The sequence below is a fragment of the Sediminitomix flava genome, from assembly GCF_003149185.1.
Taxonomy (GTDB): domain Bacteria; phylum Bacteroidota; class Bacteroidia; order Cytophagales; family Flammeovirgaceae; genus Sediminitomix; species Sediminitomix flava.
Genome location: NZ_QGDO01000001.1, coordinates 116,739 through 137,147, shown reverse-complemented (window position 1 = coordinate 137,147; position 20,409 = coordinate 116,739). Strand labels below are relative to the sequence as shown.

Below are 20,409 nucleotides of genomic sequence, written 5' to 3'. Positions count from 1 at the left end.
TCTTATATTTAGTGGATTTTTTACATTTGATATATTTGAATAGATAGGATATGAAAAGTTCTAAGATCGTTGGCTTAGGTATATATGAACCTGAAAACGTAGTAACTAACGATGATCTCTCTAAGCTTGTGAATACCTCTGATGAGTGGATTCAAGAAAGAAGTGGTATCAAGCAGAGAAGATATGCTGATATAAATGAAAAAGGAGAGAGAAACTATATCATGGGGGCTAGAGCTTCACAAGAGGCTTTGGACATGGCAGGAATGACTCCAGAAGATATAGATCTAATTGTGTATGCAACTTTGAGTCCTGACTATGTTTTTCCTGGTTCGGGAGTTTTGTTGCAAAGAGAACTAGGTTTTCGTAATGTAGCTGCTATCGATGTTAGAGCGCAATGTTCTGGTTTTGTATATGGTCTTTCAATTGCTGACCAATATATCAAAACAGGAATGTACAAAAATGTTCTTGTAGTGGGAGCAGAGATTCACTCTACAGGTTTGGATTTCTCTGATCACGGTCGTCATGTAACGGTTCTATTTGGTGATGGAGCAGGTGCGGCTGTATTGACTGCTACAGAAGAACAAGGAAAAGGAATTTTATCGACACATATGCACAGTGAAGGAGAGTTTGCTGAGAAATTAGCTGTAATTGATCCTAGTGCAAGTGAAGATCCAAAATATAACGCTGAAATGTTTGAACCAGGTGGTTCGGCATGGCCTGTAATGGACGGTCAGTTTGTATTCAAAAATGCTGTAGTAAGATTCCAAGAAGTAATCTGGGAGGCATTGAAAACAAATAACCTTTCACCAGAGGATATTGACCTATTAGTTCCTCACCAAGCAAACATGCGTATCACACAGTTCATCCAGAAAAAGATGGGCTTCCCGAATGAGAAAGTAGTAAATACTATTACTAAATATGGTAATACAACTGCCGCTTCTATTCCAATGGCACTTTACAATGCTTACAAAGAAGGCAGAGTAAAAGAAGGTGATCTATTGTGTTTAGCTGCTTTTGGTAGTGGATTTACTTGGGCAAGTGCATTGATTCGTTGGTAAACATCGAACAATTCAGTAAAATACTATAAATTTGGCAGAAGATTGAATGGTCTTCTGCCATTTTCTTTATACACTAATTGAAGGATTGTAATGGGAATTAGAGTCAAAAATCTTACTAAAAAATACGGAGAGCAGATAGCTGTAAACGATATTTCATTTGAAGCAAAGAAAGGTGAAATCTTGGGTTTTCTAGGGCCAAACGGTGCTGGTAAATCTACGACAATGAAAATAGCTACCTGTTTCATTCCTCCAACTTCTGGTTCAATTGAGGTTTGTGGATTGGATGTTGTGAAAAATCCGATAGAGGTAAGACAAAAAATTGGCTATCTTCCAGAACATAACCCTTTATACCTTGATATGTATGTCCATGAATATCTCAGGTATATGGCAAGTATGTATAAGGTGAAAAATAGAAAGGCTAAAGTATCTGAAATGGTATCTTTAGTAGGTCTAGAACGTGAGCAGAATAAGAAAATTGGAACACTTTCTAAAGGTTATCGTCAGCGTGTAGGTCTTGCTCAAACACTCATTCATGACCCCGAAGTACTGATTTTAGATGAACCAACCACAGGTCTAGATCCTAATCAATTGACTGAAGTCCGCAATATAATTAAGGAGGTAAGTCAAGAGAAAACAGTAATGCTTTCTACACATATCATGCAAGAGGTTCAAGCACTCTGTCAGCGCGTAATCATCTTGAATAAGGGAAATATGGTTGCTGATCAAGGAGTTGATGAATTGCAATATTTAGGAAAGCAGTATACTCAAATCCATTTAGAGTTTGCTACAGCTCCTACAGGAGAATATTTCCATGAACTACCATCATTGGAAGAAATCCATAAACTAGAAGATCACAAATACATTTTGGATTTTGCTGAGCAAGAAGGTGAAGATGTGCGTGTAGCCATTTTCCAGAAGGCTGTAGAGAAAGGGATTATTATTCTTGAAATGAGAAAAGAGAAAATTTCATTGGAAGAAGCTTTCCACGAACTCACAAAATAATGGGCTAATAAAAGGTTGTGTTCTGAATGAAGTTTGCTGATTTCTATTATGCTGTCAATCTTTTTAGCACAAAAAGAAAATCGACAATCAAGGAAGTGATTGTCGATTTTTCATTTTTACTTTTCTTCAATACTGTCTGTGTAGGCAAAATATACTAAAGCAATTCTGCCCAGTACAAAGTACAAAAAGCCATACAAAGTAGTATGTGAGGAGATTTTTAATCCTGCTGCCAACAAACTCATTGAGACTCCTCCAGCAGCTTCGATAGCTTCAAATGCTCCATAAAGACCGATTAGTTGTCCAAAAATCCCCATCATTAGAGCAAGTAAAGACAACTCTTTAATCAGCTTTTCTGATTTTTGAATAGGAGCAAACTTGTTAGACATTTTTAAGGCCTTGAATACTGCACAGACAAGCATCAGCACTCCAGGAATAGTTACAAATGTCATAAATAGGCTACCGCCGTTTGAATAGAAGTTTAAAAACCATTGCATAGTTATAAAAGGTTTAAGTTGATGAATTACTTCAAACTTAGTAGGCTAGTTTTCCATATTTATTGATGATCGATAAATGCACGAAATCTGTCGAAGAATAGCTCTTTCATTTCTCTAAGATATGATTATTTTGATATGAAGACTTGAAGTCGCTTCTTTTCAACTTTATTTCGACAAAAACGTGGATTTAATCGATACTTGGTAGTTGGGAAGTATATTTTTATAAATTTTGAAGTATGAATCAATTTATCAAAAAGACAATAGCTAGTAGAATGCTCTTTGAGCTGAGTTTTTGGGGGAGTATGCTCATTATCATTTGTCTATTTTTAGGACATTTTCACCAAGACTACTTCAACACTTTTGTCTTTTGTATTGTATGGTTGCCTTTCACAATTGCATTTACCTATTATCTAAATGTTGTATTGATTCAGAAATATCTCATTGAGAGAAGGTATTGGCGATTTGGCTTATACTTATTCTATGCAATTGTTGTCAGTAGTTTTGTACAGATCGTGATCATTCTCATATTTTTCATTTTGTTAGCGGACTTAGAATATAATAAAATGAATCCAATCATAAATGATGTTTCGGTACTTTGGTTTGTTCAAATCTTTATAGCAACAATGTACTCTAGCCTAAATTATGTAAAGGAAAATCAGAAGAAAAAAGATCAGATTCATCAGTTGGAAAAAGAGAAGTTGGAGATCGAGTTACAATTAAAAGAGTTAGAATTAAATACACTAAAAGATCAGATTCATCCGCATTTTTTATTTAATACACTCAATAATATTTATGGATTAGCGATTGAGAAATCAGATGAGTTACCACATATTTTATTACAATTGAGTGGTCTCTTAGATTATTTGGTTTATCAGTCTAAAGAGGGGAAGGTAGCATTATCAAAAGAGGTAGAAGTTTTGAATCAGTATATAGATTTGGAACGGCTTCGTTTTGACGATCGCTTGGAGTTGGACTTGAATTTCGGAGATGAAAAATTAGATATTCAGATCATACCATTCCTACTTTTTCCTATGGTGGAAAATGCATTTAAACACGGGATCAAGTCTACAAGTGAACAAGCTTTTCTAAAGATTAAAACTGACTTCTCAATTTCAACTTTTTCATTTTTGGTAGTAAATAGTAAACCACAAGAAGTGAAAGAAAATACGAATAAGGGAACAGGTCTAGTCAATTTGAGAAAACGTTTAGCGTTGTGTTACCCAGAAAGGCATTCGTTGGAAATTAGAGAAACAGAGGAAATGTATCAGATAGAACTTCAAATAGAATTATAATATGGGAGTATATAAAGTATTAGTGATCGATGATGAACCTATTTCTAGGAGAATCACAAAGAATTTCCTTTCACAAGTAGACGGATATGAAGTGATAGGAGAGGCTTCAGATGCTAAAAGTGGATTTGCTGAGGTAATGAAACATGAAGTTGATCTCATTTTCTTAGATATTGAAATGCCAGAAATTTCAGGTTTAGATTTTCTTCGTTCATTGGCTCAACCACCGAAAGTTATCATTATTTCTGCACATAGAGATTATGCGATTGAGGGCTATGATTTGAACGTGGTTGATTATCTTTTAAAACCCGTTTCTATTGATCGATTTAAATTGGCATTGCAGAAGTTTGAGGCTTTTAATCCTCAAGCGAAAGAAGTTCAACAATTGAAAGAAGATTATCTTTTTATCAGATCAGATCGAAAGCATTATAAAACGGACTTCAAATTTGTGACTTATATAGAGAGTCAAGCGGATTATTTGATCGTTCATCTCAAGGATGGAAATACCCTAAAAACCAAAGAAACTATAGGGAATATGGAAGAACGTTTGCCTTCACAATTCTTACGAATACATCGTTCTTTTATCGTGAATATGGATCATGTTATTGCTCTGAATAGAGAATTTGTAGAAATAGAAAACGAGATGCTTCCTGTCAGTAAAAGCTTTAGAGAAGCAGTGATTCAGGTTTTTGAGAAGAATTAATAGCTAAGGTTGAAGTTCAAGGACTACTTTTACAGGGTAATGATCAGAACCATAAGCGTTTTTTATGATTTCAGAAGACTTGAATTTTGTCCCTTCATTTACATATAGATTATCTATTGGAGAACCTTTATAACTCGGATAGGTTGTTGTATTGAATTTAGCTAGGGCATTTGTGAATTTAATATCTCCAATTAAAGGTTCGGTAAGTATTGCATGCGTATCATCATAGCCATCGTTTACATCATCAAAAAGATCTTTCCCATTTTTTACTTTATCAGAATGCCCAACATTAAAATCTCCACCAATCAAGATATGCCAATCATCTGTTTTGTTATTGGATAAAGTATTTAGTGTCTCAGTGAGAGCGATTGTAACGAATTCTCTTTTTTGCGCATTTCTGTAATCTAGTTCACCTTCCTTTCCGATAGAAGATTTTAGGTGGACAATACCGATCATCAGTTTTAACTCTTCTATTTCAGCAACTAAAAAGCCTCTTGATGTTCGTATTTTTTCATAAGATTTATCTTGTACCTCAAGTGGTTTTTCAAAAGGATAATTTTTACGCTTTCTTCTCTCAGGGTATGGATCGTATTCCGTTACATTAGATAGGGGGAACCTACTGAGTATCGCTACTTCGAAAGAGTTAAAACGATTGTGATCTTTCATATTGAAGTCTGAACAACTCAAAGACCAATTTTCTAACTTAAGTGCTTCAGCAAGAGCCTCTACTTGTTCTATGGATGTAAACTCTTGAAGTAGAATAATATCAGGTTTCTGGTCCCCAATTAATTCTCTAAAGTTGGGTAATCGCTTTTTGAGGCCTTTCATGTCAAAAAGCTCTTTTGCATTCCAAGAAATTACCGTGACATCTTGTGACTCTCCATTCTGATTTAGATCACAACTTGAACATATAAAAAACGCAAACGCAAGCATATAAAGTTGAAATTCCTTCAAACTTCTTTTTGAGCAAACGTATGTGATACATTTAATTGAATTTTGCATAGAAAATGAATGTCTATTCATTATATTAGAGGCTATACTGTACAGGTGTATAGTATATAAACACATGTTTAACTATTACTAACTAACTAAAATAGATATTATGTCTCAAGAAGCATTTGAATTAGCGGTAAAGAAGTCTAAGGAATTGACTAAAATGCCTTCCAATGATCAACTTTTGAGTTTATATTCTCTTTTTAAGCAAGCAACAGAAGGGGATATTCAGACAGAAAGACCAATGGGTTTTGACTTTAAAGCTATGGCAAAATGGGATGCTTGGAAAAAGTTGGAAGGAACTTCTTCTGAAGCAGCTATGCAACAGTACGTTGACTTAGTGAATGAATTAGCTAATCAATAAAAACAATCACCCTTCGTGTTGAAAAAAAGAAAGCTCCAAAATGGAGCTACTTTTTACATGAAGGGTGAATTCTATCACTAAACCAAATAAACACTATCTTAGAAAGAATCCATCTCTAAATGGATCTTCTGGGTCAATAAGAAAGGTATGCTTACCAGTAATGTAAGCCGAGCCACTGACTTCGGGAATAACAGCACGATATTCACCGAAAGTTATTTTCTGATGTACTTTTCCTGAAAATACACTCCCTGTAATACTTTCTATTTTGATGATTTCCTCATCACTTATTTCTTTTTTCGCTTCATGAATAGCGATTCTCCCAGAAACACCACTCCCAGTTGGTGACCGATCAACTTCTCCATCGGCAAATACACAGACATTTCTGCTGTGATTGTTTTTATCTTTGGCCTCATCAATGAAAATAGTACCATACAAAAAACTCAAATCTTCTTCAAAAGGATGGTTTATATCTTGAGTCCGATTCACTTCCTTTTTGATCTGTATACCAAGTTCAATAAGCTTTCTATTGTTTTCTGGAATTAGGCCTAAACCAACTTGTTTAGCATCTAAGTAAGCATAGTATGCACCTCCAAAAGCCAAATCATATTTTATCGTACCAATTTCAGGTAGGGTGATTTCTAGATCTTGAGCGACCAAATAACTAGGCACACAGTGAAACGAGATATCGATGACTTTTCCATTTTCATCTAGCTGAGCAAAAGAGTGAATTCTGCCACAAGGAGCATCAATCTGAAATTCGGTAGTTGGGTAGCTTTTCTCTTTCCAACCCATTTGAATGGCTAACTTTGTAATGGCAATAATGGCATGTCCACACATGGTAGAATAGCCCTCGTTGTGAATGAATAAAATTCCAAAATCTGCTTCTTCTGAGTTTGGGGGTACAAGAATACAACCATACATATCGGTATGTCCTCTAGGTTCCCACATCAATGCTTTACGAAGGTGATCGTAATTGTTCATGGCATCTTTTCGGTATTCGAGTACCGAATTCCCTTTCAATTCAGGGAAGCCATTCAGAATTACTCTTAGTGGTTCTCCGCCAGTGTGCATATCTATGGTCTCGATCTGAAGAAAGTTTTCTGGGATTTCTAAAGTCGTATTAAGGCGGTTTTGTATGGTGTTATTCATCTTGTGTTTGGTAAAAGTCAGATTGAAGAAAGAGCTTCAGTACTAGGGCAAATGATTATGGGTATTCTATTCGAAGAATTAACGAAGTGAGCGAGTGCAGCATCTTCGAATTAAGAAATGGAAATTAGAGTCTTCAGACTCTTGCTTTCATAGATAAATCCTTAGATAGCTTCGCAAATTCTAAGGATAGGATTACCCGTTTTCCTAGTATTCAAGTATTAGTCAAATCGATTAGGGTTGAAAGCATCTATGGATAAACTCAATTCTTTTCCCGAAATCAATTCTGCTAAAAGTTTTCCACTGGCAGGGCCTAAGCTCATTCCCATCATAGCATGACCTGCGGAAATAAAAACATTCTGATGCGATTTCAACTTTCCTAAATATGGAAGTCCGTCTGGTGTACATGGTCTGAATCCCCATTGAATGTTTTCACTAGAAGGTAATTCCATTTTATAGTTTGGGAAATATTTTTCTACTGCAGAACAGATGCCTTGAACTCTTTTTTTACTAATGCGTTCATTTGCACCGTTGATTTCCATTGTTCCTGCTACTCTCATCTGATCACCTATTGGAGTCATCGCAACACTTTCGTCGGCTAGAATACATGGAATTTGCAGTTTGTCTTCCATTTGATTTTTAGTAATGCTATAGCCTTTTCCTGCTTGCATCAATGGAGAGAATCCAAGTTGTTTAGTAAGCTCAGGAAGCCAATTTCCTGTAGCAAAAAGGAATTTATCAGCTTTGTAAAACGCACCACTTTTTCCTTCTACTCTTCTGATTCCTTTGCTATCCCATTCAATTTTTTGAACAGTTTCTTTTGATACAACTCTACCTCCAAGTTTTAGAATGGCTTGATAGAGTGATTGAATCACTTGAGAAGGATTTAGGTGGGCATCTCCTGGGAAATACACGCCACCTCTGATGTCTTCAATTAAACCTCCTTGCAAGTTATGAACTTCTTGAGCACTTAAAATTTCTGCTTTTACGCCTGATTTATTGGCAAGATGAGCCGTTTCTATTTCTTCTTTTTCAGTCTCAGCATCACGATAGAGCATTAGAAGCCCTTTGCCATGCAACTGGAATTCTAATTCGGATGCTAAAGACTGATAAAGTTCTTTACTGAATACATTGAAGTCTCTAAGAATGGGAACACATTTGGAAACATGTTCTTTGGTAGCAGATCGGTAGAAGCGGTATCCCCATTTCATGAGTGGAAGATTGAGACGAGGTTTTAGGTAAAATGGACTTGATGAGTCAAACATCCATTTGATTCCTTTTTCGATCATTCCGGGAGCTGAAAGAGGCACGATATGACTAGGGACTATCAATCCCGCATTTACTTGTGAGGCTCCATCTTTAAAATCTTTTTTGTCAATAAGGGTTACATCGTAGCCTTCTTTCAACAAATAATAAGCGGAAGAAAGACCGATAATTCCGCCTCCGATAATTACTACTTTTTCCATTTCTTAAATGACTTGAAATCCTTCTACATACGGATCGTCTGTATCCAAAATAATATTGTTATAGCCTGTTACTCTTGCCCAACCTTCAATGCTTGGTACAATAGCCTTTCTTCCTGCCAAGATGGTTTCTTCTTCTATTCTTCCGATGAACTTTGAACCAATAATACTTTCATGGACAAATTCTTCGTTGGGCGAAAGTTTACCTTGGGTGTACCATTGTGCCATACGAGCTGAAGTTCCTGTTCCGCAAGGCGATCGGTCAATGGCTTTATCTCCGTAGAAAACGGCATTTCGAGCGGTTGCATCTTCAGAAAGTGTGGAGCCTGTCCAGAGTAAATGGCTAAGTCCTTTGATGGTATCATTTTCAGGATGAACAAAAACGTATTTCTCATTGAGTTTTGTCCTTATTTCTCGACTCCAACCAATAAGCTGATCTGCAGTGTAGTTTTCTATACCTCTAAAATTCTCTTGTGGATCCACAATTGCATAGAAATTTCCTCCGTAAGCAACATCTAATTTGAGTGTTCCTAATTCTTCACAATCAATACTTAAGTCATTTGCTTCAAGGTAAGATGGAATATTGGTGAGACGAACAGAAGTGACCTTATTGTCTTCTTGTGTGTAGACAACTCTGACTAATCCTGCGGGTGTTTCAAGGTTTAGGACTCCTTCTGTTTTAGGAATGATTAATCCTTCTTCAATAGCAACAGTAACAGTCCCGATTGTTCCATGACCACACATAGGCAAGCAACCACTCGTTTCAATAAAGAGAACTCCCATGTCATTTTTAGGGTCAGAAGGAGGGTAAAGAATACTTCCCGACATCATATCATGACCTCGTGGTTCGAACATTAAGCCTTTTCTGATCCAATCAAATTCTTTGAGAAAATGTTGTCTTTTTTCACTCATAGTGGCCCCTTCCAATAAGGGACCACCTCCTGCAACTACGCGAACTGGGTTACCACAGGTATGTGCGTCTATACAAAAAAATGTTTTTTTACTCATTCGTTAGTTATTTAAAAGTGGTTTCAGGTTCGAGGTTTTCTTTGACCAATCGTGCAGCAACAAGATCTTCGAGCGCGTGACCAACCGACTTGAAACATGTGATTTGTTGGTCATTTGTTCGCCCTGTTTTTCCAGTACTGCACAGGCCAAAGAGGTCGTCTATTATGTGATCAAATGTTATACTTCCTTCTTGCATCGGGATAAATAAATCGCCGGTTTCTTTTACCGCAGTCGTTTTACTATCCACGAAGAGTTTGACACTTTTTATTAAAGCATCATCAGCTTCTCTCATGTCGGGCTTATAAGCTCCAACTAGATCGATATGCTGACCTTCTTTCAAATGTTTTCCAAAGACTAAAGGTGTTTTACTTAATGTAGCACAGCTAATGATATCTACTTTGTTTAAGTATTCGATATAATCTGAAACTACATTTACTTCTATTCCTTCCGCTGCTAGTTCTTGCTTGACAGATTCAGCTTTTTCAATTCTTCTACCCCAAATAAATACGTTCTCTATCGATCGTACAGTACGATGTGCTCTGATCAATTCTGGCGCTAAACTGCCAGTGCCAATCATGAGTAAAGAGGATGAATCTTTACGAGAAAGAAGTTTTGAGGCAAGAGCTGAAGCTGCGGCAGTTCGTCTTGCAGTCAGACTCGGAGCATCTATACTAGCCAATGGAATTCCTGTTTTTGCATCCATTAGCAAATAAACACCTTGGATAGAGGGTAAATCGAATTCGTGATTATCAGGAGAAACCGTTACTAATTTGACTCCTAAATATCCTCCCTCTTCCCATGCAGGCATGAGTAGAAGAGTAGAAGTATTCTTTCCCAAATTTCCCACATATTCATGATGGTGTCTTTGAGGCACTCTGATTTCCCCCCGACCGAAAGCTTTCTCAAGGCTTTCGATCAAGGATGGGAAATTCAAAGTATGTAATACGTCACCTTTGTCTACTTGAAGCATGTTGTGTTAGTTTTTTTTCAGTTTACCATCTACCTTTTGCCAAATGTTTAGCGGATTACTCAATTGCAAAGCTTTAGGTAGAAAAGCTTCTGGACTATCTTGGTAGCAAACTGGTCGTACAAATCTTTTGAGGGCATCCATTCCTACAGAGGTAAATCTTGAATCAGTAGTGGAAGGGAATGGTCCGCCATGTTGCATAGCATACCCGACTTCTACACCTGTAGGAACACCATTAAAAATGAGGCGACCGACTCTGCTTTCGAGTAGTATTATAGCATCAGTGTTTATCTTAATATCTTCTTCAGTCCCAATAATTGTAGCAGTCAATTGACCTTCCAAGCTATTGATTACTTCTTTGAGTTCTTCTTCGTTTTCACAAAGAACAATGAGTGATAACGGGCCAAAGACTTCCTCTTTTAAAGCTTTATTATTTACAAAAGATTTCCCATCAACTTTTGCTAGAGAAGGTTGTCCTTGTAGTTCAGTTGCAGACTGATCAGAATCTGTAATCAGCTCAACTTCCTCATTGCTCAAAAGAGCTTCCCGCCCTTTGGTATAATGCTTGCTGATTTTTTCATTAAGCATTGTATTTGGAATGTTTTTCTTGAATTCTGCTTCTAAACTTTCAAGAAACTGTTCAACAACTGGAGTTTGAACAGCTAATATCAAACCAGGATTTGTACAGAATTGTCCTGCTCCAAGATTGATGGATTGAGCTAGTTTTTCAGCCCAAGATTGAGCATTTATTTCAAGTTCTTTTGGAAGAAGAAGAACAGGGTTCGTACTTCCCATTTCTGCAAAAACAGGAATAGGTTCTGTTCTTTTCTGTACCATATCATAAATGGCTTTTCCTCCGAAATATGAACCTGTAAAAGCTACAGCTTTCACTTCATCTTGCATGATAAGCGATTGAGCAAGTGAAAAATCTTTTCCTACCAAAGAAGTGAATGTTCCTTTTGGGAAATCACATTTTTCGATGGCACGCTCAATCGCTTTTGAAACCAATTGATCTGTTTTCAAATGACCTTCGTGTGCTTTCACGATCACAGGATTCCCCGATGCAAGTGCAGATGCTGTATCTCCCCCAGCCGTTGAAAAAGCCAAAGGGAAATTACTTGCTCCGAATACTACAACTGGCCCAATAGGACGTGACATTTTCCTCAGATCTGGCTTTGGTAAAGGACTTCGGTTAGGATCGGGTAGGTCTATAACAGCGTCTACCCAACTTCCTTCTCGTACTACAGAAGCAAACATTTTGAGTTGGTTCATGGTACGACCTCTTTCTGCTGTCAGACGAGCAGAGGGAAGATTAGATTCCTCCATTGCGACAGCGATCAGATCATCACCAAGTGCTAAAATTTCATAGGCAATTGTATCTAGAAATTCAGCAATCTCTTCTTTTGTCTTTTCTTTAAGAATTCCAAAGGCTTCTTGAGCATCTTTTACGGCTTGAATCATTTCGGCTTCTGAAGAAGGAGAAACTTTAAGCGCAGTTGTTGTTATCGGGGTATCCTGTAGCATCATTTATACAGTTTGAAGGTTTTCAAGGTTTAAGTAATCAGGCAGTTCTGGTCTTGAAGCAATTCCTTCTTGAATGATTTGGAGCACTCGTTCTCTTTCAGCTCCTTGTAGCGGAAGACGAGGTGCTCTTACATTTTCAGTACCTAATCCTGTTGCCACTTCAGCTAGTTTGATATTTTGTACCAATTGAGCATTAATATCCAACTCTAAGAGTGGTAAGAACCATTGATAGATTGCTCTCGCCTCTTTGATAAGCCCTGCTTTTACGAGTTTGAAGATGGCAACGGTTTCTCTTGGAAAAGCACATACAAGTCCTGCAACCCATCCGTCAGCACCCATAACCAAACTTTCCATCGCAAGCGTATCAACCCCTGTGAGTACCTTGTAACGCTCACCAAAAGCTGATTGCATACGAGTGACATTTGAAATATCCCTAGTAGACTCTTTAACCGCTTGAATATTTGATTCAGAAGATAAAGCATCAAACATATCAAGTGTTACCTCAATCTTGTAATCTACAGGGTTATTGTAGATCATAATCGGAAGATCAGTGCTTCTAGCTACTTCTTTAAAGTAAGTGACAGTTTCAAAGTCTGTTGCTTTATAGCGCATAGGCGGGAGCATCATTAAACCAGTAGCACCATCTTTTTGTGCTTGTTCTGCCGCTTTGATCGCATCTCTGGTAGACGCTTCTGCAATGTTTATAATAACAGGTAACTTTCCTTCTAACTGATCTACTGTTGTCTTTACTAATAGCGATTTTTCATTTGTATCTAATGTGCTTGCTTCTCCGAGCGTTCCTCCTAGAATGATACCATCTACACCAGCATTTACTTGAGCTTCAATGTTTTTAGAGAAGTTTACCAAATCTAAAGTATCCTCATTGGTAAACTTAGTTGTTACCGCAGGATATACACCTTTCCAGGTTAATTTCATATCTGTGTGGTTTTTGAGTTATCAGATTTATTAAATGATCTGTTGCAAAAGTAGTGGGTTTGAAAATCAATAGTTTCGACCATTTTAGCTTTGTTTGATACTATATTCACCGCAAATGAGTTTTAAAGGTTTTATTGGGGTAAAAAAGGATTGATTGGTAGGGTTGTGGTGTGAATGAAAGTTAATGGGTTTGTTTTCGAGTTTGTTGGGTATTGAAGTTGTTAGAAGGTATTTTAATATTGATTTTAACCAATGCTGATACTATATTAACCCATCTTTTGATAATTATATTTTTTCTGACTTGATTCAGATTCTAAATGTTTTTTAGTTCTACCCGAAAACATCCATAACTATGAAGCCACTACCATTTAAAGTCCCGAAAAATACTAAGGAGTCTTTCCGTGTTCAAGAAGATTCAGGTAAGCATCTTTATGATACTTTGCATCAGCATAAAGAATGGCAAGTGATGTCTATAGAAGAGGGAGAAGGAACCGTGATTGTCGGGGATTATTTAGGTGAGTTTAAAGTGGGTGATTTGTTTGTGATTGGAGAGAATATGCCTCACGTCTTCAGAAATGATTCTCGATATTATGAAGAAGAAAGTGAATTGAAAGCCAAAGCTGTTTCAGTTTATTTTGACAAAGATTCTTTCGGTAAAGAGTTTTTTCAGCTTCCAGAAATGTATGGTCTTTTGGAATTGATGCGCAGATCTTCAAGAGGAATCAGGATTTTGAATGAAGATATTAAAGTATCAGTCTCTAAAAAGCTCAAGGAGTTGTATCTGATGAATGGTATGATGAAAACCATTACACTTTTAGATATTCTTCATCAACTGACAGAGTGTACAGAAATAGAGTATTTGGCATCAAGTAATAATCTGAGTTTTGAGAATGAAGTCGAAAGTAAACGAATGGATAAGATATTTAAGTTTACAATCGAAGAATATCATAGACCAATAAGTCTTCAAGAAATCGCTGACAAGTCAAATATGACTCCAAATGCTTTCTGTCGATATTTTAAAAAACGTACTCAAAAAACGTATGTCACATTTCTAAATGAAGTAAGAATAGGGCAGGCATGCAAAATATTATTAGAGGAGAATAGAACTGTAACAGAAGTATGCTATCATGTAGGCTTTAGTAACCTTTCAAACTTCAATAGAAAATTTAAGCAATTTACGGGTCTGACCCCTACTCAATACATTCAAAAACATAAGGTCGCACTTCAAATCTGATTTTCGATTTTTAAGATCAACTATTTAATACAATGACAAAAACGACTATACTTTTTAGTCTCTTGTTCTGTTTAATTTCTTTTCAAATAAATGCACAACGTTATTTGGGAGTAAAGCCAACAGATTCAGGAGGGCTGCTATCCTATGCTCAAGCTTCATATGATGTTCGTCAATACGATTTAGATTTATCTATTTTAATAGAGCAAAAAGCAATCAGAGGGAGTGTACGAATACAAGCAGATGTTCTTTCTCCAATTGATCAGATTGTCTTGGACTTAGACTCTGCTTTTGAAGTTTCGAAAGTAGTTTTGGAGAAAGAAGGTGCGCTTTTACCGATAGATTTTGAGCACAAAGACTTAAAACTTTATTGTACGCCTCATTTCACTTTTCAACCTCAAGAAGAGTTTGCAATCAGAGTTTATTATAGTGGTAAGCCTAAAGTTGCTCCTCGACCGCCTTGGGTCGGAGGTTTTATGTGGGAAGAAACAGAAGAGGGTAAACCTTGGATCGCTACAGCATGCCAGTTTGATGGTGCAGATTTGTGGTTTCCGTGTAAAGACCATCCTTCAGATGAAGCCGAGCATGTGCGTTTGAATATTACTGTACCAAAAGGTTTAGAGGTCGTTTCAAATGGAGTTTTGGAAAATGTAAGTAAAAGTGGTGATTCAAATACATTCCAATGGATTGTCAATTCTCCGATCAATAATTATAATATTGCTCTTAACATCGCGCCATACGAACATTTGAAACTCGATTATACAAATGTATTGGGTGAAGAAATGCCTTTAAATTGGTGGGTTTTACCAGAGCATAAAAAGCAAGCAAAGGCTCAATTTCCACAGTTTAAAGATCATTTGAAGTTTTATGAAAAAGTCTTAGGTCCTTACCCATTTCGTTCGGAGAAATATGGAATTGTGGAAACACCACATTTAGGAATGGAACACCAAACTGCAATTGCTTATGGTGCAGACTTCACAAATAATGAATTCGGGTTTGATTTCCTACATCATCATGAATTAGGACATGAATGGTGGGGCAATTTGGTGACAGCGAGTGATTGGAAAGACTTCTGGATTCATGAAGGATTTTGTATCTATATGCAGGTATTGTATGCTGAAGAATTGGGTGGAATGCCTGCATACCACAAGTATATCTCCACTTTAAAACCAAAGGTTAGAAACAAACAGGCGCTAGCTCCTTTAGAGTCAAAATCAACACTGGAGAAGTATTTCTTTGGGCCATGCTATATAGAAAGTGATGGCGATATTTATACTAAAGGGGCTTTAGTTTTGCATACCTTGAGGTATTTGGTAGGAGAAGAAGCTTTGTTGAAAGGTATCAGGAAGTTGGCTTATCCAACCAAAGAAGCCGAAAGAAGTACAGATGGCAGTCAATGTCACTTTGTAAATTCAACGGACTTTATCCGAATCATGGAAGAGGAAAGTGGCATGGAGCTAGATTGGTATTTTGAGTTGTATTTACGTCAACCAGATTTACCCAATTTAGTAATTAATCAGACGGAGTCGAATTTGACTTTGCAATGGGATACTCCAAAAAAGTTAGCTTTTCCAATGCCCGTAGAAGTTGTGATTGATGGGAAGAAAAAACGAATTGAAGTTGGACTGGAAGAGGTTAAAATTCCTTTAGAAAAAGGAGTGAAGGAAGTATTGGTTGACCCTGAAAACTGGATTTATAAAGCTTCAGATCAAAGTGAAAAGGAAAAAGTAAGAGCAGCATTTTTAGCTCAATTCCCGAAAGCAAAATTGAAGGAAGTAAAACGCAAAGCTCATTTCACACAATATTACGAGATTTATTTGCCACAACCTTTAGATCATTCGAACCCTAAAAATGGAACATTCGAACAGAAAATGTATTTGGGGCATGTTGATTTTGAGAAACCGATTTTGATTGAAACCGAAGGTTACCAATTGTACAATTATCCTAGAGAAATCAGTAAGATTACGAAAGGAAATCAGCTATTGGTGGAGTATCGTTTTTATGGAGAATCCGTTCCGAAAGGAGGTATTCCTTGGAAGTATTTAACCAATGATCTCGCAATAGAGGATTACCATAGAATCGTTTCAAAATTGAAAAATGTCTATACAGGAAAGTGGATTAGTTCAGGAGTTAGTAAAGGTGGAGAAACTACCTTAATCTATAAAAGTAAGTATCCAAATGATGTTGATGTTGCTGTACCTTATGTCGCTCCAATAATTTTGGGCGTCGAAGATCCTCGTACCGATCAGCACATCAACACAGTTGGAGAAAAAACAACGAGAAAACGAATCACCGAATTTCAGCGAACCGTTCTACAAAACCGAACAGAAGTTTTAAAAGAAATAGAACAATATGCAGCTAAGAAAGAAATGAAGTTTAGTGTTGGTCTGGAAGTCGCGTTAGAATATGCTGTTTTAGAATTCCCATTTTCATATTGGCAATGGGGAGGTAACGTATCAGACATTCCAACAAAAGATGCACCTGCAAAAGAACTGTTTAATTATCTAAATCAGATTGTAGGCATTAGTTTTTATTCTGATATAACGATTGACAGGTTACTTCCTTCTTATTATCAGCATATGAAAGAATTGGGCTATTATGGTTTTGATACAACTCCTGTCGCTGATTTGTTGGAGATCGTACACAAGCCTACAAATTCCTTTTTTGCACCTCAAAATGTGGATTTAACCTATAATCCTAATTATATGAAAGAGGTCGTAGACTTTTTAGAAAGTAAAGGAGATAATATTCTTTATATCTATGGCGAATATGATACTTGGGGAGCCTGTGCTGTGAATCCTTCGGACAAAACAAATGCACTAAAAATGGTACTTAAAAAAGGTAGTCACGCTACCCGAATAAGACATTTCTCAGTTGAAGATCAGATTAGAATATATAGCCAACTTAAAGACTGGTTAGGAGTAAAAGTGGAGGCTTTAGGTGATCTCTGTTTAGAAAAAGAAGAAGAAATTTAAAATCTTTCGTGGTTTATGTATGCTTAGGTGTGGCTTCAGAATTTGAAGTCATGCCTTTTTTACGAAAAGAACCCTTCCAAATCAATGGAAGGGCTTTTTCATTTATTAATTGTTGGTTTGCACTGAAGTTATTTTTCAATCTTGTATAATTGAGGTAGTTCATATTCTCCTTTGTAGATGACTTCTTCTGGTTCATATAACCTGAATTGAAGCATGAAATCATCAGCAGGAGCTGGTAGCCAGTTTGCTCTCATCTTTTTATTTTTAGGCTTTTTATTCGAAATAATAATAGTGACAGAGCCATCATCATTTCTTTTTAAGCCTTCAGTCATTGATCCTATTTTATATCTATCGATTTCATTTTCTACCATGAAACGATCTTTAGCATCATACATAGTGACAGACCAAAAACCACCAACTTCAGTTCTGACAGGAATGTGAGCAGGGAGCGTGATTTCATAAGTATTCTCACCATTAAGCTGAATTCCTTGGTCATCAACGTATCTTTTAGGGTACATTGCTCTTTCAGGAGAGTTTAAGCCAATTGAATTCATATTGATTGCAGCTCTTGAAAGATAATCAGTACCGTATATTCCTGCGTTGAATTCCCAGTTCCAACCATTTACAGCTGTGTTACTATTTTTTGCAGCATCCAGAATTATTTGAAATCCATCATTAAATGCCGCCTTTAGTGCCTCTTTTTGAACTTCATTGAGTCCATCAATACTTCCTTCACCAATTCCGATATGTTTGAAACTATCTACAAGTTCAACATCTTCTGGCATTGGATTTTCAGCTAAAACTTGATCTAGTCGCTTAAACCAATCTAGTCCTGCAGGAAATTCTACTTTTGGAGCACCTTCAATATTTTTTGGTTCAGGCTGTACTCCTCCATTAGGGTATTGGTTCAAAGGCATCATTCTAAATTGCTTTTGTAAATCTCTAGCAATCTTCAAATCTTTTTCGTTTTCAACACCCAATCGACCCGCTAACCAAATGTATCTAGTTGAAGAATAATACACAGGCACATTCTCTGGTAAATCTCCTGTATAGCCTTTTTTAGCAAGCACAAAATAGCCACCTTCTTCGCCAATTGTTGCATTACAAAGATCGACAACCGATTCTGTGTACATATCTACAATTTGCATGATCCAATAACGATTTTTGATTTCTGGAACAAAAATGACAATAGGTTGCTCTTCCAAATCACACCAACCTTGAAGGTAGAATGTATCATTATTAGGAGTTGTATATGATCGATCTCTATAATCCCAAAGTCTAGTAATAGGGCCAAATTCATTGATAGGAGCTTGACCGTTATTCATTGGCTGATCAACAGAAGTTTGAAGAACTTTAGCGACATCCATCATTACAGGAGCCCATCCGTACACTACGGCTTGTACACCTAAGCTGTATGAGTAATTATATTGAGCTTGTTCTCTTTCTGAATATGAGACTGATTTGTTTTGAGCGTAGGAAATAGATAGATTTCCTAAAAACAGAAAGGCAATTAAGGTGTAAAGAGTGAAGTTTATTTTTGATTTTTTCATCATTGTTAGTGTTTAAATAAGAATCCGAAATTCTAATTCTATAGAAGCGTTTTCTTTTGATTTTTTCGTTGTTACAAAGGAGGGGAGATTCCTTGAGAATATTGTTTTGAAAAAATGTCAAGCAGTTTTGAATTTCTGTCAACTTGATTGTGTGTGAATTTTATAAAAGGAAAGTAATGGAAGATGAAAATGAATTTCTTATAAATGTTTCAGATGATAATTCCGCTTCATTTTTTCATCAAATTAGTCATGAGAAAGGTGGGAATTGGGATGGTGAATCTTTGGCATTTTTAGATCAGAATGGGGACTATCAAGTTGTTTCATTCTCTTATCCAAACGGAATGATTGTAGGGGTGACTTCTTTACTTTTGAAAAAGAAACTACGACTTGTAAATAAACCAACGAAAAGTGAGAAGTACGTAGCCATAAGGATTGGCTTTAATGGTGAAATCAAAAATCTTAAAAATAGAGAACATACTTCTGAAGGGATTTTTATGTACAATGCAGCCCAACCTTATGAAGTAACTTTCCCTATAAATACAAGATTACAATGGATGGTTATTCGTTTTCCTCATGCGTATTTTCACCAATGGAATGAAAAAACAGCGTATAAACTCAAAGAGGTTTTACAACAGCATGACCAGTGGTTTTTGTATTATCGATTGACGCCAGAAATAGAGGCTTTGGTTAGAGAAACTTATAAGGTTTCCATGAATGAAGACTTAAGGAGAATTATATTTTTTGCGAGAGCTTATGAGATTATTGGACGAATTTTACTCTTGGTAGAAAAAGAAGAGAATGAATTGTTTGCAACGAATGTACATGCCGAAGATTTGAATTTGATGTTGAAGTTGAAAGAGGATATTCTGAGTGATTTTAGCTCTCAACCAAATTTGAAAGCGTTAAGTGAGCATTACAATATGAGTCTTTCCAAACTTCACCGAACATTTAAAGCTGTTTACCAGATGCCGATTCTAAAGTTTTTTAATCAACATCGAATGGAAGAGGCGAATAGATTGATAAAGTATTCTGATAAGTCCATCTATGAGATTGGTGAAAATCTAGGTTTTAGTAGTCTATCTCACTTTAGTACTACATTTAAAAAGTTTTTTGGGTATAGCCCAAATGAGTTACGTTCATAGGAATAATCTAAATCCGAATACAGGCAATGATTCTTGCTTGAAATCTAAATCTTCAGCTCGTCCAAAGCCTAAATTTTCATACATTCTCCAAGCTTTTTTCATGTATTCTGTAGAGTGAATGACTACTTTTTGATGACCGATATTCTTCGCTTTTTCAATACATGCCAAACTTAACTTTTTACCCAAACCTAAACCTCTAACATTTTCTGATACCGCTAAAAGTCTGAATCCTGATGCATTTCTCTCTTGAGTAGCCGAACCTCCTGAGCCATAACTTGTCATATCACTAAAATAAACGACAGCTCCATCAACTTTTCCTTTTTTTGAAACTGCTACGATTAATTCAGTAAAAGGCTTTTTTGTAATTTCTCCGATGTTAGTGAGCATCTCATAATATTGTGGCTGTTCATCAGCTTTTGGGAATCCTTCAAGATTGGAATATACATTTACCATCAGTTTTCCGATTGTAGCGAATTCTTCTTCTTTGGCATTTCTGATGATATGAGTTTGAGTTGTCATTTGTTTGTTTTCTTGTTATCCATAGAAGTTTCAATGGTAATAGCC

Annotated in this window: 18 protein-coding genes; 8 read left to right on the top strand and 10 right to left on the bottom strand. The window is 36.4% G+C overall.

The window, feature by feature from the left end:
- Nucleotides 1-50: 50 nt before the first annotated feature.
- On the top strand, nucleotides 51-1,058 hold the full coding sequence (locus tag BC781_RS00540) for a 3-oxoacyl-ACP synthase III family protein (RefSeq protein ID WP_109615300.1): 1,008 nt from the start codon (nucleotides 51-53) through the stop codon (nucleotides 1,056-1,058).
- A 90-nt stretch (nucleotides 1,059-1,148) separates the two neighbouring features.
- Nucleotides 1,149-2,060, top strand: a complete 912-nt coding sequence (gene gldA / locus BC781_RS00535) for a gliding motility-associated ABC transporter ATP-binding subunit GldA (protein ID WP_109615299.1) — start codon at nucleotides 1,149-1,151, stop codon at nucleotides 2,058-2,060.
- Nucleotides 2,061-2,176: 116 nt separating this feature from the next.
- Here the strand turns inward: gldA and BC781_RS00530 are convergent, their stop codons facing one another.
- Entirely contained in the window at nucleotides 2,177-2,554 is a 378-nt protein-coding gene (locus tag BC781_RS00530) for a MotA/TolQ/ExbB proton channel family protein (protein WP_109615298.1), read from the bottom strand.
- A gap of 236 nt (nucleotides 2,555-2,790) precedes the next feature.
- Between BC781_RS00530 and BC781_RS00525 the strand changes: the two genes are divergently transcribed.
- A complete protein-coding gene (locus BC781_RS00525) occupies nucleotides 2,791-3,846 on the top strand; it encodes a sensor histidine kinase (protein ID WP_109615297.1) in 1,056 nt (351 codons plus the stop codon).
- A gap of 1 nt (nucleotide 3,847) precedes the next feature.
- Nucleotides 3,848-4,546 (top strand): LytR/AlgR family response regulator transcription factor, encoded by a 699-nt coding sequence (locus BC781_RS00520; RefSeq protein ID WP_109615296.1) that lies wholly within the window; start codon nucleotides 3,848-3,850, stop codon nucleotides 4,544-4,546.
- Between the two features lie 3 nt (nucleotides 4,547-4,549).
- On the opposite strand, the gene BC781_RS00515 is transcribed toward BC781_RS00520, so the two are convergent.
- The gene (locus BC781_RS00515) at nucleotides 4,550-5,479 is read right to left on the bottom strand and encodes an endonuclease/exonuclease/phosphatase family protein (RefSeq protein ID WP_158281356.1); all 930 of its coding nucleotides are present in this window, start codon (nucleotides 5,477-5,479) and stop codon (nucleotides 4,550-4,552) included.
- Nucleotides 5,480-5,648: 169 nt separating this feature from the next.
- Between BC781_RS00515 and BC781_RS00510 the strand changes: the two genes are divergently transcribed.
- The gene (locus tag BC781_RS00510; RefSeq protein WP_317047219.1) at nucleotides 5,649-5,903 is read left to right on the top strand and encodes an acyl-CoA-binding protein; all 255 of its coding nucleotides are present in this window, start codon (nucleotides 5,649-5,651) and stop codon (nucleotides 5,901-5,903) included.
- Nucleotides 5,904-5,996: 93 nt separating this feature from the next.
- On the opposite strand, the gene BC781_RS00505 is transcribed toward BC781_RS00510, so the two are convergent.
- The 6 genes from BC781_RS00505 to BC781_RS00480 all read right to left on the bottom strand — a co-directional run bounded on the left by BC781_RS00505 (nucleotide 5,997) and on the right by BC781_RS00480 (nucleotide 12,947).
- On the bottom strand, nucleotides 5,997-7,052 hold the full coding sequence (locus BC781_RS00505) for a proline racemase family protein (protein ID WP_109615293.1): 1,056 nt from the start codon (nucleotides 7,050-7,052) through the stop codon (nucleotides 5,997-5,999).
- A 218-nt stretch (nucleotides 7,053-7,270) separates the two neighbouring features.
- Nucleotides 7,271-8,515 carry an NAD(P)/FAD-dependent oxidoreductase gene (locus tag BC781_RS00500; RefSeq protein WP_109615292.1) on the bottom strand — a complete coding sequence of 415 codons (1,245 nt, stop codon included), beginning with the start codon at nucleotides 8,513-8,515 and terminating at the stop codon, nucleotides 7,271-7,273.
- 3 nt (nucleotides 8,516-8,518) lie between these two features.
- A complete protein-coding gene (locus BC781_RS00495) occupies nucleotides 8,519-9,520 on the bottom strand; it encodes a 4-hydroxyproline epimerase (RefSeq protein ID WP_109615291.1) in 1,002 nt (333 codons plus the stop codon).
- Between the two features lie 7 nt (nucleotides 9,521-9,527).
- Nucleotides 9,528-10,490, bottom strand: a complete 963-nt coding sequence (locus tag BC781_RS00490; protein ID WP_109615290.1) for an ornithine cyclodeaminase family protein — start codon at nucleotides 10,488-10,490, stop codon at nucleotides 9,528-9,530.
- A 6-nt stretch (nucleotides 10,491-10,496) separates the two neighbouring features.
- Nucleotides 10,497-12,014, bottom strand: coding sequence for an aldehyde dehydrogenase (NADP(+)) (locus BC781_RS00485; RefSeq protein ID WP_109615289.1), 1,518 nt, complete (start codon nucleotides 12,012-12,014; stop codon nucleotides 10,497-10,499).
- Nucleotides 12,015-12,947 (bottom strand): dihydrodipicolinate synthase family protein, encoded by a 933-nt coding sequence (locus BC781_RS00480; protein WP_109615288.1) that lies wholly within the window; start codon nucleotides 12,945-12,947, stop codon nucleotides 12,015-12,017.
- Between the two features lie 352 nt (nucleotides 12,948-13,299).
- Between BC781_RS00480 and BC781_RS00475 the strand changes: the two genes are divergently transcribed.
- Both BC781_RS00475 and BC781_RS00470 read left to right on the top strand, forming a co-directional pair.
- Nucleotides 13,300-14,181, top strand: coding sequence for an AraC family transcriptional regulator (locus BC781_RS00475; RefSeq protein ID WP_109615287.1), 882 nt, complete (start codon nucleotides 13,300-13,302; stop codon nucleotides 14,179-14,181).
- Nucleotides 14,182-14,213: 32 nt separating this feature from the next.
- A complete protein-coding gene (locus BC781_RS00470) occupies nucleotides 14,214-17,153 on the top strand; it encodes a M1 family aminopeptidase (protein WP_109615286.1) in 2,940 nt (979 codons plus the stop codon).
- 128 nt (nucleotides 17,154-17,281) lie between these two features.
- Here the strand turns inward: BC781_RS00470 and BC781_RS00465 are convergent, their stop codons facing one another.
- On the bottom strand, nucleotides 17,282-18,706 hold the full coding sequence (locus BC781_RS00465; protein WP_109615285.1) for a DUF1254 domain-containing protein: 1,425 nt from the start codon (nucleotides 18,704-18,706) through the stop codon (nucleotides 17,282-17,284).
- 173 nt (nucleotides 18,707-18,879) lie between these two features.
- On the opposite strand from BC781_RS00465, the gene BC781_RS00460 reads away from it, so the two are divergent.
- Nucleotides 18,880-19,845, top strand: coding sequence for a helix-turn-helix domain-containing protein (locus BC781_RS00460; protein WP_109615284.1), 966 nt, complete (start codon nucleotides 18,880-18,882; stop codon nucleotides 19,843-19,845).
- Here BC781_RS00460 and BC781_RS00455 read toward each other — a convergent pair.
- Nucleotides 19,840-20,364: a GNAT family N-acetyltransferase gene (locus BC781_RS00455; protein ID WP_109615283.1), complete on the bottom strand. Its 525-nt coding sequence runs from the start codon at nucleotides 20,362-20,364 to the stop codon at nucleotides 19,840-19,842. The genes BC781_RS00460 and BC781_RS00455 overlap by 6 nt on opposite strands.
- Between the last annotated feature and the right edge of the window lie 45 nt (nucleotides 20,365-20,409).

What these genes read in the sequence shown, in the direction of transcription:
- BC781_RS00540 (WP_109615300.1), top strand. Translation starts at nt 51, where the DNA reads ATGAAAAGTTCTAAGATCGTTGGCTTAGGTATATATGAACCTGAAAAC.
- gldA (WP_109615299.1), top strand. Translation starts at nt 1,149, where the DNA reads ATGGGAATTAGAGTCAAAAATCTTACTAAAAAATACGGAGAGCAGATA.
- BC781_RS00530 (WP_109615298.1), bottom strand. Translation starts at nt 2,554, where the DNA reads ATGCAATGGTTTTTAAACTTCTATTCAAACGGCGGTAGCCTATTTATG.
- BC781_RS00525 (WP_109615297.1), top strand. Translation starts at nt 2,791, where the DNA reads ATGAATCAATTTATCAAAAAGACAATAGCTAGTAGAATGCTCTTTGAG.
- BC781_RS00520 (WP_109615296.1), top strand. Translation starts at nt 3,848, where the DNA reads ATGGGAGTATATAAAGTATTAGTGATCGATGATGAACCTATTTCTAGG.
- BC781_RS00515 (WP_158281356.1), bottom strand. Translation starts at nt 5,479, where the DNA reads ATGCTTGCGTTTGCGTTTTTTATATGTTCAAGTTGTGATCTAAATCAG.
- BC781_RS00510 (WP_317047219.1), top strand. Translation starts at nt 5,649, where the DNA reads ATGTCTCAAGAAGCATTTGAATTAGCGGTAAAGAAGTCTAAGGAATTG.
- BC781_RS00505 (WP_109615293.1), bottom strand. Translation starts at nt 7,052, where the DNA reads ATGAATAACACCATACAAAACCGCCTTAATACGACTTTAGAAATCCCA.
- BC781_RS00500 (WP_109615292.1), bottom strand. Translation starts at nt 8,515, where the DNA reads ATGGAAAAAGTAGTAATTATCGGAGGCGGAATTATCGGTCTTTCTTCC.
- BC781_RS00495 (WP_109615291.1), bottom strand. Translation starts at nt 9,520, where the DNA reads ATGAGTAAAAAAACATTTTTTTGTATAGACGCACATACCTGTGGTAAC.
- BC781_RS00490 (WP_109615290.1), bottom strand. Translation starts at nt 10,490, where the DNA reads ATGCTTCAAGTAGACAAAGGTGACGTATTACATACTTTGAATTTCCCA.
- BC781_RS00485 (WP_109615289.1), bottom strand. Translation starts at nt 12,014, where the DNA reads ATGATGCTACAGGATACCCCGATAACAACAACTGCGCTTAAAGTTTCT.
- BC781_RS00480 (WP_109615288.1), bottom strand. Translation starts at nt 12,947, where the DNA reads ATGAAATTAACCTGGAAAGGTGTATATCCTGCGGTAACAACTAAGTTT.
- BC781_RS00475 (WP_109615287.1), top strand. Translation starts at nt 13,300, where the DNA reads ATGAAGCCACTACCATTTAAAGTCCCGAAAAATACTAAGGAGTCTTTC.
- BC781_RS00470 (WP_109615286.1), top strand. Translation starts at nt 14,214, where the DNA reads ATGACAAAAACGACTATACTTTTTAGTCTCTTGTTCTGTTTAATTTCT.
- BC781_RS00465 (WP_109615285.1), bottom strand. Translation starts at nt 18,706, where the DNA reads ATGATGAAAAAATCAAAAATAAACTTCACTCTTTACACCTTAATTGCC.
- BC781_RS00460 (WP_109615284.1), top strand. Translation starts at nt 18,880, where the DNA reads ATGGAAGATGAAAATGAATTTCTTATAAATGTTTCAGATGATAATTCC.
- BC781_RS00455 (WP_109615283.1), bottom strand. Translation starts at nt 20,364, where the DNA reads ATGACAACTCAAACTCATATCATCAGAAATGCCAAAGAAGAAGAATTC.